The following is a 16,188-nucleotide window of genomic DNA, read 5'->3' as shown; positions in this document are numbered from 1 at the left end:
GGTAACATGGCGCCATGGCTGACGGACGCGTGGAGCGCGGCAACCAGACCCGGCGGACCGTGCTCGCGCGGACGATGGACCTCGCCTCGACCGAAGGCCTCGAAGGGCTGTCCCTCGGCCGGATCGCCGCCGACCTGGGGCTGAGCAAGAGCGGCGTGTTCGCCCTCTTCGGCTCCAAGGAGGAGCTCCAGATCGCCACCGTCCGCGCCGCCGTGGCCGTGTTCTCCCGGCAGGTCGTGGCCCCCGTGCAGGAGGAGCCGGCCGGCCTGGCCAAGGTGTGGCGGCTGTGCGAGCGGTGGATGGACTACTCCTGGGACCGGGTCTTCCCCGGCGGGTGCTTCTTCTACTCGGCCGCCGCGGAGTTCGACTCGCGCCCCGGCCCCGTACGCGACGAGATCGCCCGGGCGCGCGCCGCCTGGGCGCACTACCTGGAGCAGCAACTGCGCGAGGCCTCCCTGGCCGGGGCCTTCCGCGAGGAGGCCGAGCCGGTGGACGTGCCGCAGCTGGCGTTCGAGGTCATCGCGCTGATCGAGCTGGCCAACTCGGACTCCCTGCTGCACGACGACCCGACGTGCTACGAGCGGGCCGGCCGGGGCATCCTCGGCCGGCTGCGCGCGGTGGCGGCCGCTCCGGGCGAGCTGCCCGAGCGGCCGCCGGCCTTCAGCGTCCCTGCCTGACGCCGCTCTCCGCACGCTTCGGCGTCTGCGTGCCCTTCGGGGTGCGCACCCGCATCGAGCAGCCGGCGAACGCCGCGGCCAGCGAGGCGAGCGCCGCCATCAGGAAGACGTCGCGCCAGTTGTCCCCCTTCCCGGTCAGCACGGCGGCGGTGCCCGCGATGCCGAGCGCGCCGCCCAGCTGCCGGGCCGTCATCAGCAGCCCGGTGCCGGCGGCGAACCGCTCGGGCGGCAGAGAGGCGGAAGCCGCCGTGGAGAGCGCGGTCAGCACCAGGCCGATGCCGAGGCCGCCCAGCAGACCGGCCGGCAGGAAGACCTGTGCGTACGCGGTGGACTCGTCGAGCCACCCCCACAGCAGCCCGGCGCCCGCGGCGAACAGCAGCGAGCCGGCGGTGACGGCCGCCCACTGCAGGCGGGCGGGCACGCGGCGGCCGACGGCGAGCGCACCGCCCATGGCGAGGACGGCGCCGGGCGTGATCCCGAAACCGGCCTCCAGGGCCGAGTAGTTCCAGCGGGCGATCAGGTACGAGGGCCCGATCAGCAGCCACGCGTACATGGCGGCACCGAACAGCAGCGCCCCGAGGTTGGCCCGGGCGAAGACCGGGTCGCGCCACAGGTCGCGGTCGACGGCCGGGGCGGGGTGGCGGCGCGAGCGGTGCAGGGCCAGGGCGGCGAGCAGGGCCCCGCCGCAGCCGAGCCCGAGCACGGCGGGGTCGGTCCAGCCCCAGTCGCGCCCCTGGGACAGCCCGGCCACGACGCCGCCGATCCCGAGGGTGAGCGCGGCGGTCCCGACGGGGTCGGGCAGGCGGCGCACCGCGGGCGCCCGGCGCGGGACGGTCCGGGCGGCGGACCACCAGACGGCCAGCCCGAGCGGCACGTTGATCAGGAAGATGGCCCGCCAGTCCCACACCTCGACGAGCAGGCCGCCGAGGCTGGGCCCGACGGCGGCGGCGAGCCCGCCCGCCGCGCCCCACACACCGAGGGCGGCGGCCCGCCGCGCGGGCGGGGTGTGGGCCAGGACGAGGCCGAGCGCGGCCGGGATCATGCCGGCGGCTGCCGCACCCTGGAGGGCGCGGGCCAGGATCAGCAGGTCCGAGGACGGGGCGAGGCTCGCCGCGAGCGAGGTGACGCTGAAGGCGAGGACCGAGCCGAGGAAGAGCACGTGCCGGCCGAGGGTGTCGGCGAGGCGGCCGGCGGCGGCGAGCAGCGCGGCGAACACGACCGTGTAGGCGCTGACCACCCAGGTCAGGTGGGCCAGTGACACCTCGGGGAAGGCGCGCCGCAGGTCGGGGAAGGCGACGTTGACGACGGTGGCGTCGAGGAAGGCGAGGAAGGTGACGGCGCAGGCGAGCAGCAGGACCCGCCGCCCGGTGGCAGCATCCTGGGCGTTCCGGGCGCCCTGAACCTCCTGGGCCTCCCGCGCGTCCTGCGCGACCCCGGCGGAAGCGGCCCCGGGCCCGGCGGCGCTCATCGGACCACCGCCGAAGCGGCCACGGCCGACAGCTCGGCCGGACTCTGCGCGGCGACCTGCGCGGCGGCCTGCGGGGCATCCTGCTCGGGGGTCCCCTCCGCCAGGAAGGCGGCCGCCGCGGCGATGACGCCGGGGTCGGCGAGGATGCGCCGGTGGCCGAGTCCGGTCGTCTCGATCAGCCGGGCCCGGTCCCCGTAGGCGGCCGCGATGCCGCGGGACTGCTCGGGGGCGGCGACGTCGTCGTCCGCGTCGTGGACGAGGAGGATCCGCGCCGGGATCTCCTCGGGCCGCAGGCGGGCGTCGAAACGGTCCCGGATACCGGGCTCGCCGGCGAAGAGGCGGTGCTCGACGTGGTGGCGCAGGGCGCGTTCGACGGCGGGCCGCAGCCGCATGCTGCGGCGGAACTCCCTGAGCAGGTACTCGAATTCCCCGACACCGCCGATGGCCACGATCCGCTCGGCCGGAATGCCCTCGCGCAGCGCGAAGAACGTGGAGAGCACGCCGAAGGAGTGGGCGACGACGCCGGAGAAGCCGCCGTGTTCGGCGTGCAGCAGGCGGATGATGGCGCGCTGTCGGCGCAGGTGGGTGGCCCGGCCGCCGGATGCGCCGTGCCCGGGAGCGTCGAACGCGACGACGCTGTGGCCCGCGGCCCGCAGCGCCGCGACGAAGCCGGCGAGGCGCGAGGTGCGCGAGGTCCAGCCGTGGACCAGGAGGACGGGTCTGCCGCCCTCGCCCCAGCGGTACGTGGTGACGGGTATGCCCTCGACGGTCAGCCGGCCGGTGGTGGCCCCGGCCATCACGCCGGCCTCCTCGGGGCGGACTGCAGGGCGGCCCAGAGGCCGGACGAACAGCGCGAACGCCGCCCGTCCAACGAGGCCCGGGGCGAGCCGGGCGGTGGTGTTGAGGGTCGTGCTCAGGAGTGAAGCCATGGGGTGCATGCCCGGTTCTCCGGATCTCCTCAGATGGCGGCCGGACAGGCACCGGCCCCGAACGCCGAGATGCTAGCACGACCGTTCGTGTTGTTTTTGGCTGAAGTGCCGATGGCGTTACTGTCAGACACCCCCACTCACTCCGCGGCGTCGCCCCGCTCGCCCCGCTCGCCCCGCTCGCCCCGCTCGCCCCGCTCGTCCTGCTCGTCCTGCTTGGCCCGGCTCGGTTGGACTCGTTTCGGCTCGCCCGGCATCTTCGGGTAGTCCGGCGGGTAAGGCATGTCGCCGAGGCCCTGGTCGCGCTCCTGCCGCTCGGCGAGTTCGAGGGCGGCCTCCAGGCCGAAGGCGTGTTCGTCCATGTCCGCGTGCAGGTCGCCGAGCTCGGCGTACCGCGCGGGCATGGTGGTGATGTCGAAGTCGCGCGGCTCCGCGGAGTCGAGCTCGTCCCAGCGCAGGGGCGCTGAGACCGGTGCCTGCGGCCGCGGGCGCACGGAGTAGGCGGAGGCGATGGTGCGGTCGCGGGCGGTCTGGTTGTAGTCGACGAAGATCCGCTCGCCGCGCTCCTCCTTCCACCACTTCGTGGTGACCTTGCCCGGCATCCGGACTTCCAGCTCCCGGCCGATCGCGATCGCGCACTGCCGGACCTCGGTGAAGGTCCAGCGCGGCTCGATCGGCACGAAGACGTGCAGGCCGCGCCCGCCCGAGGTCTTCGGCCAACCGCGCAGGCCCAGTTCCTCGAGCACGTCGCGCAGTTCATGGGCGGCGACGACCGCGTGGCGGTAGTCGGTGCCCGGCTGCGGGTCGAGGTCGATGCGCAGCTCGTCCGGTCGGTCGGTGTCCGTGCGCCGCACGGGCCACGGGTGGAAGGTGAGACAGCCCAGGTTGGCGGCCCACAGCACGGCGGCCGGCTCGGTCGGGCAGATCTCGTCGGCCGTGCGCCCGCTGGGGAAGGCGATGTGGGCGGTCGGGATCCAGTCGGGCAGGGACTTGGGGGCGCGCTTCTGGAAGAAGGACTCGCCCTCCACCCCGTCGGGGTAGCGCTCCAGGGTCGTGGGGCGGTTGCGCAGGGCGCGCGTGATGCCGTCGGCGACCGCCAGGTAGTACTGCGCCACGTCCAGCTTGGTGAGGCCCCGCTGCGGGAAGTACACCTTGTCCGGGTTGGACAGCCGTACCGTTCGCCCGCCCGCGTCCAGCTCGATCGCATTCCCGGATGCACCCATGTGCGCCACGGTAGGCGGGCCCGGCCTGGCTCGCATACCGGGCGGAGCCGGACATACCGCCGCAGAATCGATGGCATGGATCTGCCCGTGATGCCACCCGTGAAGCCGATGCTCGCCAAGTCGGTGTCGAAGATCCCGCCGGGCATGCAGTACGAGGCCAAATGGGACGGCTTCCGCGCCATCGTCCACCGCGACGGCGACGAGGTGGAGATCGGCAGCCGGACGGGCAAGACCCTGACCCGGTACTTCCCCGAGCTGGTGGCCGCGCTGAAGGACAACCTCCCGGCCCGCTGCGTCGTCGACGGCGAGATCGTGATCGTCAACGGCGGCCGCCTGGACTTCGACCAGCTCACCGAACGCATCCACCCGGCCGGCTCGCGCGTGAACCTGCTGGCCGGGACGACCCCCGCCAGCTTCGTCGCCTTCGACCTGCTCGCGCTCGGCGACGAGGCGCTCCTCGACGCCCCGCTCGCCGACCGCCGCACCGCCCTCACCCGCGCCCTGTCCACCGCTCGGCCCCCCGTTCACCTCGCGCCCGCGACCACCGACCCCGCCGTGGCGCAGGAGTGGTTCGATCAGTTCGAGGGCGCCGGGCTCGACGGGGTGATCGCCAAACCCCTCGATCTGCCCTACCGGCCCGATGCCCGCGTCATGTTCAAGATCAAGCACGAGCGTACGGCCGACGTCGTCGTCGCGGGTTTCCGTTTCCACAAGAGCGGTCCGATTGTCGGATCGCTGCTCCTGGGCCTGTACGACGCCCGCGGCGCGCTCCAGCACGTCGGCGTCTGCGCCGCCTTCCCCATGAGGCGCCGCGCCGAACTCGTCGAGGAACTCGAACCGCTGCGCATGGCGGACGCCGCCGGCCACCCCTGGGCCGCCTGGGCCGAGGAGGCGGCCCACGAGAGCGCCCGCCTGCCCGGCGCACAGAGCCGCTGGACCGGCAAGAAGGACCTGTCCTGGGTGCCGCTGCGCCCCGAACGCGTCTGCGAGGTCGCCTACGACCACATGGAGGGCGACCGCTTCCGCCACACCGCGCAGTTCCGCCGCTGGCGGCCCGACCGGGTGCCCGAGAGTTGTACGTACGCCCAGCTGGAGGAGGTCGTCGGCTACGACCTGGCCGAGGTGCTCGGGACGCCCGCCTGAAGCCGCTCAGCCCGCGATCAGCTTCTCCCACCGCGCCCGGTCGGGCCCCACCGCGTTCGGCACGTAGTCGGGCCGCGCCTCCAGCCACCGCGCCACCCGGGCCCGTATCCCCGGGTCCGCATAGGCCCGCTCCGGCGGCTCGGCCAGATGCCGCACCCGGGCCCGGGCCCGCATCACCTCGGGGTCCTCCAGCGCGCAGTCGAACAGCGCGGCCACCTCCCGCGCGGTCCCGGTCCGCGCGACCCGCGTCGCGAACCGCTCCCCGATGGCGCCGTCCGCGACCACCTGGAAGTCGAACCACGGCTTCAGGGTGCGCACGGCCCACGCGTGGTGGTCGGCCGCGAAACGCACCGAGCCCGGGTCGCGGCGTACCGTACGGGCCACCCGGAGCGCGGCCCACAGGGCGAGCGAGATGCCCTGCCCCAGCGTGGGATTGGTGTGGGTGATCGCATCGCCGACGGGCACCAGCCCGGCCACCACCGGCCCGCGGTCGTCGACCGGGGCGCTCCACCGGTTGTCCAGGCCGGCCGTCGCGAGCACCCCGGACAGCGGCTCGGCGCCCAGGTCCAGCCAGGCGGCCCCGGGCGGGAAGGCGCGGGCGGCCCTCTCGAAGACCTCGGGATCGCGCAGCGCCGCACGGGTGCTGTCGCGGGTGTGGACGAACAGCGTCACGGCGAACAACCGGTTGTCGGCGGGGAAGACCGCGCACCCGGCGAAGGCCCCGCCGGTCACCGTCCACGGCCGGCGCGGCCCCTCCTCCATCCCGTCGGGCAGCCGGTACCAGCGGCAGAAGTACGCAAGCCCCGTGCGGTGCCGTTCGACGACCGGCGGCCGGCAGCCCGCCGCGGCCAGCCACCGCTCGACGCCCCCGCGCCGCCCGCCCGCGTCCACGACGAGGTCCCCCGGGTAGCCGCCGTGCTGCGTGGCCACCCCGGTGACGCGGACCGGGTCCGAGCCCGGCTCCGTCATCAGCCCGGTCACCGGCTCCCCGTGGCGCAGGACGGCTCCCGGCTCGCCGCGCAGCGCCGTGGCCAGCGCGCTCTCCAGCACGATGCGGCGGGCCAGGAGCATCACGAGGCGCTCGTCGCCGGGCTGCGCGGGCGGCCGTACGGCGAACCAGTCGAGCTCGTGGCGTTCGCGGGCGCCGAGCCGGAGCATCTCCGCGTACACGTCGGGCAGTTCGTCCCGCAGGAGGGTGCGGGCCGCGCCGAGGAGGGCGTGCGGCTGGATCGCCTGCGGGACGCCCGGCCGCTGCCAGCCGAAGAAATCACGGTCGAGGGACGTGCCCGGAGCGCGCGTGTCGCGCTCGAACAGCTCGACGGTGTGCCCGTGCCGCGCCGTGAGCAGCGCGGTCGCGAGCCCGCCCACTCCCCCGCCGATGACCAGCACGTGTGCCATGCGCGCCCCCCTGATCCCCGTGTCCCCGGAGCCCCCGCCCCGGCCCCGGCCCGCTCCCCGTACGCCCGCCGGACCGCTCAGAGCCTGCGCGGCGGGACCCCGGCCGAAACCCGCACGCCCGTCCGGGCGCTCACGGCCGGTCGCCCCGCGCGCGGTACGCCTCGAGGGCGCGCCGCGTCCCCTCCTCGACGAGCTCGGTGTTGATGGCCACCGCGGCCCGTGCGCCCGCCGCGGCCGCGGCGGCCAGCTGGTCCGTCGGGCTCGTCACGTTCCCCGCGGCCCACACCCCCGCCAGGGCCGTCGCCCCGGTGGCCGGATCCGCCTCCAGGCACGTCCCGACCGCCACCCCGTCGCGCGCGACGACCACCACGGGCAGCCCCAGGCTCGCCGCCACCCCGGCGCGCGCGGTGAACCGCGGCGCCACCACCAGCGCCCGGCACTCCACGGCTCCGCCGCCCGCGAGCCGCACCCCGCACGGCCCGCCGTCCCCGTCGCCGGCCGCCAGAGCGACCACCTCGCCGTCCACCACCGCGACGCCCAGGGCCGCGAGCAGCTCCCGCTCCCCCTCGCTGAGCCGCCACGTATGGGTCAGCAGCGTCACCCGGTCGCTCCAGTTCCGCCACAGCTGCGCCTGGTGCACGGCGAGCGGGCCGGTGGCCAGCACGGCGAGCGGCTGGTCGCGGACCTCCCAGCCGTGGCAGTACGGGCAGTTCAGCACGGAGCGCCCCCAGTGCTCGCGCAGCCCCGCCACCTCGGGCAGTTCGTCCACGACCCCGGTGGCGAGCAGCAGCCGGCGGGCCCGCACCGCCGAGCCGTCCGCGCACCGCACCAGGAAGGCGCCGTCGGCCGTACGGTCGGCGGCGAGGGCCGTCCCGGCCGCGCCGGAGCGGATCCGGCCGCCGTACGCCGCCACCTCCGCCCGCCCGGTGGCGAGCAGCTCCGCCGGCGCCGCCCCGTCGCGGCCCAGGTAGCCGTGCAGGTGCGCGGCGGGGGCGCCCCGCGGGCTGCCGGAGTCGAGCACGAGCACCGAACGTCGGGCCCGGGCCAGGGTCAGGGCCCCGGCGAGCCCGGCGGCCCCGCCGCCCACGACCACCACGTCGAAGGAGGTGTCCGAGATGCCGTCCATCGCGTCGCTCATGCAGCCGTCCTTACCATCGTCCTTACGATCCTCCGTACGGGTGAGGATCGGCCCACGGGCCGCCGGGCCCCGAACGCCGTTGCCGAACCGGCAAAATGGCCCCTGTCCGAGCCGGCCCCGCCGGCCGACCGCGACGAGGGAAGAGGAACTCCCGCATGACCCCCAAGCCGCCCGCACCGTCCGAGCGCCCCGAGCGGGCCGTCCCGCAGCCCCATGCCGTCGTCGGCGTCGGGCTCGTCGTCGCCGATGCCGAGGGACGGGTGCTCCTCGGCCAGGCGCACGACGGCCGCTGGGAGCTGCCCGGCGGGAAGGTCGACCCCGGGGAGGGCTTCGAGCAGGCCGCAGCCCGGGAGCTCGGCGAGGAAACGGATCTGCGGGTGGCCCCGGCGGACGTCCGGATCCTCGGCGTCCAGATCGACGCGAAGTCCGGGCTGACCCGGCTGACGGCGGCCGCGGTGACCACCGCGGCCGAGGGCACGCCCAAGGTCACCGAACCGCACAAGATCCTCCGCTGGCAGTGGTTCGCGCCGGCCGACATCCCGTCCGCCCTGTACGCGCCGTCGGCCGCGGTGCTGCGCACGTGGCGCCCCGAGCTCACGCCGACCCTGCCGCCCGTGCCTTCGTACGACTATCTGACGGCAACCGAAGGCCCGGCGACCGGCGGCGACGAGTAGCCGGAGCTACACCCCGGCCGGGGCCCTCGGCGCGAAGGTGCCCTCGCGGAGGTCCTCCGCCAGCAGCCGCTTGGCGAGGGCGTCGGTCGCCGCGCGCAGTTCTGCGCCGCCCGGGCGGCCGCGGTCCTTCTCCAGCTCGTCGCCCAGCCAGCGGGCCCATGCGGCCGAGATGACAGCGGCCTCCCGCTCCCCCGCCGGGGTCAGCGCCAGGAAGTTGCCCTCGCGGGTCAGATAGCCCTCGTCGACCATCCGCTCGAAGACGGGCAGCAGGACCTCGGGGGGCAGGTGCCGGCGCGAGGCGATGAGTCCGAGGCTGGCGTAGCCGATCGTGCGGGTCGCCAGCTCGACCTGCATCACGGCCCACGCCCCGGCGATGTCCAGCCGGGTGTCCGAGCCGTGCACGAGCTGCCGGGCCGTGTCGGCCCCCATGTTCCGGACGAGTTTGCCGACGGCCAGCTCCAGCAGCTTGGCCGAGTCGCCGGAGGCGGTGACCGGGGAGCCGAACCCGTCGCCCATGTCCGTGGATGCGGCGCGGGCGGTGTCGCGCAGGGTGACCTGTTTGAGGAAGAGCGCGACGACGAACCCGACGAGGGCGACCGGCACCGTCCACAGGAACACGGTGTGCAGGGCGTCCGCGTAGGCGTCGATGATGTACGGGGCTTGGTCCGGCGGGAGTCCGTGGACCCCCTGGGGGCTCTGCGCGGCGGCCCCGAGCCGCGCGGGGTCGGCTCCCGTGGCGCGGGCCGCGTCCTGGACGGCCCGGTCCAGCTGCGGGCCGAGGCTGTTGGCGTAGATGGTGCCGAAGACCGCCGCGCCGAACGAGCCGCCGAGCGTACGGAAGAAGGTGACGCCGGAGGTGGCGGTGCCGAGGTCGGCGTATTCGACGGTGTTCTGCACGGCGATCGTGAGCACCTGCATGCTCAGGCCGATGCCCATGCCGAGCACGAACATGTAGAGGGATTCCAGCCAGGCACTGGTGCCCGGCTGCATGCGGGACAGCAGATACAGCCCGATGGCCATGACGAGGTTGCCGATGATCGGGAAGATCCGGTAGCGGCCGGTCCTTCCGGTGACGCTGCCGCTGAGGATCGAGCAGAGCAGCAGGCCGAAGACCAGCGGCAGCGTGCGGACCCCGGACCAGGTGGCCGAGTCGCCGTCCACGTACTGCAGGTACGTCGGCAGGAAGGTCATGGCGCCGAGCATGGCGAAGCCGACGATGAAGCTGAGCACCGAGCAGACCCTGAAGACGGGGTTGGCGAACAGCCGCATCGGCAGCATCGGTTCGGCCGCGCGCGTCTCGACCAGGCAGAACAGGGCGAGGGCCGCGGCGCCGCCCGCGAACAGGGCGATGATGGTCGGCGAGCTCCATGCGTACTTGTTGCCGCCCCAGCTGGTGGCGAGGACCACCGCGCCGGAACCGACGGCGACGAGGGCGATGCCCAGGTAGTCGATACGGGGCCGGCCCTCGGCCCGTACCACGGGGATGGTGCGGGCGGCGGCGATCACCACGAGGATCGCGATGGGCACGTTGACGTAGAAGGCCCAGCGCCAGCTCAGCTGGTCGGTGAAGATCCCGCCGAGGAGGGGGCCGATGACGGTCGCGACGCCGAAGACGGCGCCGATCGCGCCCTGGTACTTGCCGCGTTCGCGCAGCGGCACGACGTCGGCGATCAGCGCCATGGCGGTGACCATCAGGCCGCCGGCGCCCACGCCCTGCACTCCGCGCCAGACGATGAGCAGCGTCATGTTGCCGGCCAGGCCGCACAGGAACGAGCCGGAGATGAACACGATCGCCGAGATCTGGAAGACGAGCTTGCGGCCGAAGAGGTCGCCGAACTTGCCCACCAGGGCGGTGGAGATGGTCTCGGCGAGCAGATAGGACGTGACGACCCAGGACATGTGGTCGCCGCCGCCGAGGTCCGCCACGATCGTGGGCAGAGCGGTGCCCACGATCGTCTGGTCGAGCGCCGCGAGCAGCACGCCCAGCATGATCGTGCCGAAGATGACGTTGCGCCGCCGCAGGTCCAGCTGGGGCGGCGCCGCGGCGGCCGCGGGTGCAGTGGTCACACCACGCACTCTCACAGGGCCGCCGCCGCGGCGCATGCGGCGCTGGGCCGTCCGGGCGAGGCCGGGCGGGGATCAGCGCAGGTAGGCCAGGCCCGGGTGCTGCGCGGCGTACGCGTCGAGCAGGCGGCGGGCCACCGCGACGGAGTCGACCAGCGGGTGCAGCGCGAAGGCCTTCACGGCGTCGGCGCGCGAGCCGCTCGCCGCGGCCGCCAGAACCTCGCGCTCGACCGCCTTGACGGAGGTCACCAGACCGGCCGCGTGCAGGGGCAGCGGGTCGACGGCGACCGGGTGGGCGCCGTTGGCGTCGACGAGGCAGGGCACCTCGATGACCGCATCGGCGTCGAGCACGGACAGCGTGGAGCGGTTGCGGACGTTCAGGATGAGGGTGGTGCGCTCGTCGCGGGCGATGGCCCGCATCAGGGCGAGGGCGACCTTCTCGTAGCCGCCGGACTCCAGGTCGCTGTCGTCCCGCTCGCCGGCGCTGGCCGCCTCGCGGTTCTCGGCCATGTACGTGGCCTCGCGCTCGGCGCGGGTCCGGTCCCAGGCGGCCAGGGCCGCACCGGCGGGCAGGCCGGGCCGGCCGGCCTCGGCGTAGAAGCCGCGCTGCTGGTCGCGCAGGAACGCGCCGCGGGTCTGCTCGGCCTGCGTATAGGCCCGTACGGTGTCACGGTTGAAGTAGTAGTAGTGCAGGTACTCGTTCGGGATGGCGCCGAGCGAGCGCAGCCAGTCGGCGCCGAAGAGCCGGCCCTCCGCGAAGGACTCCAGCGCCGCGGTGTCGGCCAGCAGATCGGGCAACCGGTCGCGGCCGCCGATGTGCAGGCCCCGCAGCCAGCCCAGGTGGTTGAGGCCGACGTAGTCGATCCACGCGTCCTGCGGACGGGCGCCCAGCAGCCGGGCCACGCGGCGGCCGAGGCCGACCGGGGAGTCGCAGATGCCGATCACCCGGTCGCCGAGCACCTCCGCCATGGCCTCGGTGACCAGCCCCGCAGGGTTGGTGAAGTTGATGACCCACGCCTCCGGGGCCACCCGGGCCACGGCGCGGGCGATCTCCCGGGCCACCGGCACGGTCCGCAGGCCGTACGCGATCCCGCCCGCGCCCACCGTCTCCTGGCCCAGCACTCCCTCGGCCAGGGCGACCCGCTCGTCGGCGGCGCGCCCTTCGAGGCCGCCGACGCGGACGGCGGAGAAGACGAAGTCGGCGCCGCGCAGGGCCTCGTCGAGATCGGTGGTGACGGCCACGACCGGGGCGGGCGCGACCGGGACGGGCCCGGCCTGGGCGGGCGCGACCGGGGCGGCCGCGGCCGGGGCGGCCGCCGCCGCCTGGTCCGCGAGGACCCGGGCCATGGCCGTGAGCCGGGCACGGTCCTCGTCGTACAGCGTCACATGGGACACCCGCCCCTCGGCCCGGTCGCCGAGCAGCGCTCCGTACACGAGCGGTACCCGGAATCCGCCCCCGCCGAGGATGGTCAGCCGCACGCTCCTACCGCCCTTCGTCCGCGCCGGGGCCGGTGCCACGACCGGTGCCACATTCCGTGCCACGATCCGTGACATCCGGTCTCCGGCACACGAGTGAGGGCTCCAGTGTCCCCTGCCGGGCCGCGGGGGTGCTCAGTCCTCCAGCGCCGGCACGGCGCGCAGCCGGGGGCCCTGGTGGCGCGGGGCGCCCGAACGGCTGACCGGTCCTGCCGCGGCGCCCTGCGGCGCCGACAGGATCATGGTGATCCGGGTGAGCCCCATCGCGTCGAGCATACGGCTCGATTCGGCCACCAGCCGGCAGCGGACGAGCCCCTTCGCCGGGTCCCAGTGGCGCACCGTGCGCACCGCGCCGTCGCGCTCGGCGGCCTCGGCCCCGTGCGTGGCGAGCCAGTGCGGCACGCCGTAGCGGTAGGCCGCCTCCATGAAGGGGTCGCGGGCCACCTCCTGGCGGATGCTGGTCAGCGCCTCGTCCTGCGGGGCGGCCTCCAGCGCGGCCGCGAACTGGGCCAGCAGCGGAACGCACCAGGCCGGCTCGTGGTCCTCCAGCACGGCCGCCGCGTCCGGGTGGAACAGCACGAAGCGCAGGAAGTTGTCGTCGGGAAGGGCCGTCGGGTGCGGGCGCACCGACTGGAAGAGCTTGTCGAACGCCGAGTTGGTGAGCGCCACGTCCCAGCGGTGGTCGACCAGGAAGCTGGGGTAGGGCACGGCCTCCATGAGGGCGGCGTAGTCGCACAGGTAGTCGCGCTGGGCCGGGTCCTCGGGCAGCCGGTTCTCCTCGGCCGCCCGCCAGGTCGACGGGGGGTCCCGGTCGACCATGACGCGGAACAGCCAGAAGCACTGACGCTCACTCATCTCCAGGGCCTCGGCCAAGGCGAGCAGCTTGCGGTCGGTCCACTCCTTGACCAGACCGCGTTCCCAATTGCCGTACGCACGCACACTGATGCGCAGGCGCGCGGCGACGTCCTCCTGGCTGAGGCCCAGCTCCTCGCGGCGCTGGCGCAAAATCTCCTTGCGTCGCTCCGACCGCACTGCGCCGCGTGCGGACTCCTCGCCCGCCAGGCACTCCTCACCGGCTCGGGCGAGGCCATCGGACGGGCCCACCGCTGCGAGATGTAGCACCGAGAGCTCCCCCTCCTCACGGTCTGGATCTTCAATTTCCTCTGGCGATCCTGCTACCGACTTCATTCGAGTGTCAACTATCGTGGCAATTCCAGCCTCTTGACAGCTCATTCCCGCCACAGCTGTGGCAAGTTCTGGCCCTGCGGCGGCGGAACGGCTAGATTCCAAAAGCCGACCATGTGCCCGTACCGACTCGCCGCGATCTAGGAGAACCACTGGTGACAGACGGCTTCCCGGCTCCCGTCGCGGTGGCCAACCCGTCCCTGGCAGCCACCGTCACGCGCGTCGCAGAACTCGCGGGCAAAATGGGCCGCGACCTGAACAAGGTCTTCGACCTGCGCCGCCTCTCCGAGGCCTCCGGTGTGCCCGCCGACGTGGTCAAGAGCCTGCTGGACGGCCGGCCGGCCGGCGAACCCTGTCTGCAGGCCCGCTTCCTCCAGCGCCTCGACCTGCTCCGGCGCACCAGGCTGAAACCCAACGGCCGCCGCTACACCCAGCAGGAGATCGCCGACGGCGCGGGCATGTCCCGCCAGCAGGCCGGCGCCCTGATCAACGGCGACCGCCGGCCCACCATGGAGCACTGCGACGCGATCCAGCGCTTCTTCGGCGTCCACGCCGGCTTCCTCACCGCCCACGACTCCGACGCCCTCACCGACGCCCTCCTGCGCACCGAGCAGCAGCTCCTCCAGGACTACGCGATCCGCTCGCGCGAAACCGTACCCGCCCCGGCGGCTTCGATCGGCGACCCGCTGGCAAGACTCCTGCAGAACCACGGTGTCCGGGGCATCGCCTGGCGCGCCGCCCAACTGCCCAGTGACAAGCACCGCGACAAGGTGACGGAATGGCTGGACATGCTCCTCGAAAGCGTCAAACCGAACGAATCCTGACCCAGTCGAGAGTCTGGGTCTGATCCTTGAGTCCTGATCCGGATCCGCGCCGACGGGGAGAACGGTGAGCATAGGCAGAGAGCAGCGCCGGTTGTGCGGCGAACTGGTGGCCGGCCTCCGGCTGCCCGCGCCCGTGGAACCCGCGGACCTCTACGCCGCCCTCTGCGAGGGCATGAGCAAACACCGCGGCCGCCGGGTGGACTTCCGGATGGCCTCCTTCCCGCCCGGGACGGCCAGCGGCCTGTGGCTCGACATGGCGGACCGCGATCTCGTGGTCATCGAGGAACGCACCGCACCGGACCACCAACTCGTCATCCTGGGCCACGAACTGTGGCACATGAAGGCCGGCCACTGCAGCCACCACGTCGACGGAGCCGCCGTCGCCGCCCGACTGCTGTCCGACGAGGCCGACATCGGCGAAACCGTCCGCCGCGTCGCCGCACGCACGCGCGCGGACGTCCAGGAGGAAACCGAGGCCGAAACCTTCGGCCTGCTGCTCGGCAGCCGCTGCCGCACCTGGCTCGCGGGCTCCGCGAGCCACCGCGCACCCGCGCAGCGCGACCAGCTGGCAGGCCGCATCGAGGCCTCGCTCGGATACCGGGGGCACAGGAACGACCGTTGAACGGCCAGGACTACTACATACCGGCAGCCGCGCTGGGCGTCGCACTCGCCTTCAAGCTGCCGGCCCTGCGCCACAACTGGCGGGACCCGCTGCTGCGCTCGGTCTGCTCGCTGTTGATCCTGGCCGGATCGGTCTTCACCTTCGCCGCTCCCCCCACCATCGCGGCGGTCAACCGCTGGACCGGCGTCAGCAACTTCTCCGCCCCCCTCGTCTACTGCCTCATCACCCTGTTCAGCGCCGCCTGCCTGGTGCTGATAGTGAACTGGCGCGGCGGCCCGCCCGAGCAGACCCGGCGCATCTCGCGCCGCTGGATCGTCGGCTACGGCGGAGTCGCGGCCGTTCTAGTCGTGCTCTTCGTCCTGGGCGAGGCCCCGGTCGAGCGGCTGCGCGACTTCGACACGTACTACGCCAGCACGCCCTACATCCAGGTGGTGATCGGCCTCTACCTGACGGCCCACCTGGTCGCCGCCGTCGTCATGGTCGCGATGTGCTGGCGCTGGTCCCTCCAGGTGCGCGGCTGGCTGCGGACCGGCCTGATGATCATCGTCATCGGCTACGTCTTCAACCTCAGCTACGACGCCACCAAGATCTCCGCGGTGGTCGCCCGCTGGATCGGGCACGACCTCGACGACCTGAGCACGTACGTGGCCCCACCGCTCGCCTCCGTCGGCGCACTGATCAGCGCCATCGGCTTCGTCCTGCCCCTGGTGTGCCAGCGGCTGTCCGACACCTGGAAGACGTGGACCACGTACCGGCGCCTCGGCCCCCTGTGGGCCGAGGTCCAGCCGTGCACCCCGAGCGGCACGCCGTGCGTGAGGATGCCGTGGTGGTCGCCGCTCGAGCTGCGGATGATCCAGCGGGAGTCGGACATCCACGACGCGTTCCTGCAGCTGGGCCCGTACTTCGACGACCGCCATCGGGACCGCGCGTACGAGCTGGCCCGCGCGAGCGGCTCGGACGAGGAGACGGCCCGCGCGGTGGCCGAGGCGGTCATGCTCACCGCCGCGGTCCGCGCCCGCACGGCAGACCCCGACGGCGCGGTCATCGTCTCGAGCGACGAGAACCCGACCGACATCCCGCAAGCACCGCGAGACCTCCTCCGCATCTCCCACGCCCTGCGCACGTCCCCCCTGGTAGCAGCCCTCCGCCAGACGGCAACGCTGTCGGGGCGGGCGGGGGGGTGAGGGGGTGGGGTGGTGAGGGGGGTGGCCTGGGGCGGGGCTGGATGGTCGGACGGGGCCGAGGGGCGGGGTCACGGTGGGGCGGGGTCGGGGAGTGTCCGGGGGCGTCCCGGCCGCCCATTGTCCTTTCGGTGCGGGCCGGCGCGTCAAGGGCGCTCCTTCGTCGCGTCGCTTCGCGATGGCCTTCGG

General features: G+C 73.9%; 14 protein-coding genes. 6 read left to right on the top strand and 8 right to left on the bottom strand.

What is annotated here, in order from left to right:
• Positions 1 to 14: 14 nt before the first annotated feature.
• Positions 15 to 677 carry a TetR/AcrR family transcriptional regulator gene (locus ABZ924_RS18620; RefSeq protein WP_361910449.1) on the top strand — a complete coding sequence of 221 codons (663 nt, stop codon included), beginning with the start codon at positions 15 to 17 and terminating at the stop codon, positions 675 to 677.
• Here ABZ924_RS18620 and ABZ924_RS18615 read toward each other — a convergent pair.
• From ABZ924_RS18615 to ligD, 3 genes are all read right to left on the bottom strand, one after another.
• Complete coding sequence (locus ABZ924_RS18615; protein WP_361910446.1) at positions 661 to 2,145, bottom strand: DHA2 family efflux MFS transporter permease subunit; 1,485 nt, start codon at positions 2,143 to 2,145, stop codon at positions 661 to 663. The two genes, ABZ924_RS18620 and ABZ924_RS18615, sit on opposite strands and share 17 nt — an antisense overlap.
• Positions 2,142 to 3,074, bottom strand: coding sequence for an alpha/beta fold hydrolase (locus tag ABZ924_RS18610; RefSeq protein ID WP_361910443.1), 933 nt, complete (start codon positions 3,072 to 3,074; stop codon positions 2,142 to 2,144). The genes ABZ924_RS18615 and ABZ924_RS18610 overlap by 4 nt, the downstream gene beginning before the upstream one ends.
• Before the next feature lie 137 nt (positions 3,075 to 3,211).
• Positions 3,212 to 4,294 carry a non-homologous end-joining DNA ligase gene (gene ligD, locus ABZ924_RS18605; protein WP_361910440.1) on the bottom strand — a complete coding sequence of 361 codons (1,083 nt, stop codon included), beginning with the start codon at positions 4,292 to 4,294 and terminating at the stop codon, positions 3,212 to 3,214.
• A 75-nt stretch (positions 4,295 to 4,369) separates the two neighbouring features.
• On the opposite strand from ligD, the gene ABZ924_RS18600 reads away from it, so the two are divergent.
• Positions 4,370 to 5,437: an ATP-dependent DNA ligase gene (locus tag ABZ924_RS18600; RefSeq protein ID WP_361910437.1), complete on the top strand. Its 1,068-nt coding sequence runs from the start codon at positions 4,370 to 4,372 to the stop codon at positions 5,435 to 5,437.
• A 6-nt stretch (positions 5,438 to 5,443) separates the two neighbouring features.
• Here ABZ924_RS18600 and ABZ924_RS18595 read toward each other — a convergent pair whose 3' ends face one another.
• The gene (locus ABZ924_RS18595) at positions 5,444 to 6,835 is read right to left on the bottom strand and encodes an FAD-dependent oxidoreductase (RefSeq protein ID WP_361910434.1); all 1,392 of its coding nucleotides are present in this window, start codon (positions 6,833 to 6,835) and stop codon (positions 5,444 to 5,446) included.
• Between the two features lie 130 nt (positions 6,836 to 6,965).
• Complete coding sequence (locus ABZ924_RS18590; protein ID WP_361910431.1) at positions 6,966 to 7,973, bottom strand: FAD-dependent oxidoreductase; 1,008 nt, start codon at positions 7,971 to 7,973, stop codon at positions 6,966 to 6,968.
• Between the two features lie 155 nt (positions 7,974 to 8,128).
• On the opposite strand from ABZ924_RS18590, the gene ABZ924_RS18585 reads away from it, so the two are divergent.
• Positions 8,129 to 8,647 (top strand): NUDIX hydrolase, encoded by a 519-nt coding sequence (locus ABZ924_RS18585; protein ID WP_361910428.1) that lies wholly within the window; start codon positions 8,129 to 8,131, stop codon positions 8,645 to 8,647.
• Positions 8,648 to 8,653: 6 nt separating this feature from the next.
• Here ABZ924_RS18585 and ABZ924_RS18580 read toward each other — a convergent pair whose 3' ends face one another.
• The 3 genes from ABZ924_RS18580 to ABZ924_RS18570 form a co-directional block, all read right to left on the bottom strand.
• Positions 8,654 to 10,750 (bottom strand): MDR family MFS transporter, encoded by a 2,097-nt coding sequence (locus ABZ924_RS18580; protein ID WP_361910425.1) that lies wholly within the window; start codon positions 10,748 to 10,750, stop codon positions 8,654 to 8,656.
• 36 nt (positions 10,751 to 10,786) lie between these two features.
• Positions 10,787 to 12,190, bottom strand: a complete 1,404-nt coding sequence (locus ABZ924_RS18575) for a 6-phospho-beta-glucosidase (protein WP_361910422.1) — start codon at positions 12,188 to 12,190, stop codon at positions 10,787 to 10,789.
• A gap of 132 nt (positions 12,191 to 12,322) precedes the next feature.
• Positions 12,323 to 13,309 (bottom strand): helix-turn-helix domain-containing protein, encoded by a 987-nt coding sequence (locus ABZ924_RS18570; RefSeq protein WP_361910419.1) that lies wholly within the window; start codon positions 13,307 to 13,309, stop codon positions 12,323 to 12,325.
• 218 nt (positions 13,310 to 13,527) lie between these two features.
• Between ABZ924_RS18570 and ABZ924_RS18565 the strand changes: the two genes are divergently transcribed.
• From ABZ924_RS18565 to ABZ924_RS18555, 3 genes are all read left to right on the top strand, one after another.
• Positions 13,528 to 14,196: a helix-turn-helix domain-containing protein gene (locus ABZ924_RS18565; RefSeq protein ID WP_361910416.1), complete on the top strand. Its 669-nt coding sequence runs from the start codon at positions 13,528 to 13,530 to the stop codon at positions 14,194 to 14,196.
• A 64-nt stretch (positions 14,197 to 14,260) separates the two neighbouring features.
• Complete coding sequence (locus tag ABZ924_RS18560; RefSeq protein ID WP_361910413.1) at positions 14,261 to 14,818, top strand: toxin-antitoxin system, toxin component; 558 nt, start codon at positions 14,261 to 14,263, stop codon at positions 14,816 to 14,818.
• Positions 14,815 to 16,002, top strand: a complete 1,188-nt coding sequence (locus ABZ924_RS18555; RefSeq protein ID WP_361910410.1) for an MAB_1171c family putative transporter — start codon at positions 14,815 to 14,817, stop codon at positions 16,000 to 16,002. The genes ABZ924_RS18560 and ABZ924_RS18555 overlap by 4 nt, the downstream gene beginning before the upstream one ends.
• The last annotated feature ends 186 nt before the right edge of the window (positions 16,003 to 16,188 follow it).

This window comes from Streptomyces sp. NPDC046876, assembly GCF_040645035.1.
Lineage (GTDB): Bacteria > Actinomycetota > Actinomycetes > Streptomycetales > Streptomycetaceae > Streptomyces.
Note: the sequence above shows the minus strand (reverse complement) of the source record. Positions and strands in the feature narration are given on the sequence as shown.

Bases quoted from the DNA above. Each gene is read 5' to 3' on its own strand.
- ABZ924_RS18585 (WP_361910428.1), top strand. From the start codon at position 8,129: ATGACCCCCAAGCCGCCCGCACCGTCCGAGCGCCCCGAGCGGGCCGTC.
- ABZ924_RS18610 (WP_361910443.1), bottom strand. From the start codon at position 3,074: ATGGCTTCACTCCTGAGCACGACCCTCAACACCACCGCCCGGCTCGCC.
- ABZ924_RS18600 (WP_361910437.1), top strand. From the start codon at position 4,370: ATGGATCTGCCCGTGATGCCACCCGTGAAGCCGATGCTCGCCAAGTCG.
- ABZ924_RS18580 (WP_361910425.1), bottom strand. From the start codon at position 10,750: ATGCGCCGCGGCGGCGGCCCTGTGAGAGTGCGTGGTGTGACCACTGCA.
- ABZ924_RS18620 (WP_361910449.1), top strand. From the start codon at position 15: ATGGCTGACGGACGCGTGGAGCGCGGCAACCAGACCCGGCGGACCGTG.
- ABZ924_RS18595 (WP_361910434.1), bottom strand. From the start codon at position 6,835: ATGGCACACGTGCTGGTCATCGGCGGGGGAGTGGGCGGGCTCGCGACC.
- ABZ924_RS18615 (WP_361910446.1), bottom strand. From the start codon at position 2,145: ATGAGCGCCGCCGGGCCCGGGGCCGCTTCCGCCGGGGTCGCGCAGGAC.
- ligD (WP_361910440.1), bottom strand. From the start codon at position 4,294: ATGGGTGCATCCGGGAATGCGATCGAGCTGGACGCGGGCGGGCGAACG.
- ABZ924_RS18590 (WP_361910431.1), bottom strand. From the start codon at position 7,973: ATGAGCGACGCGATGGACGGCATCTCGGACACCTCCTTCGACGTGGTG.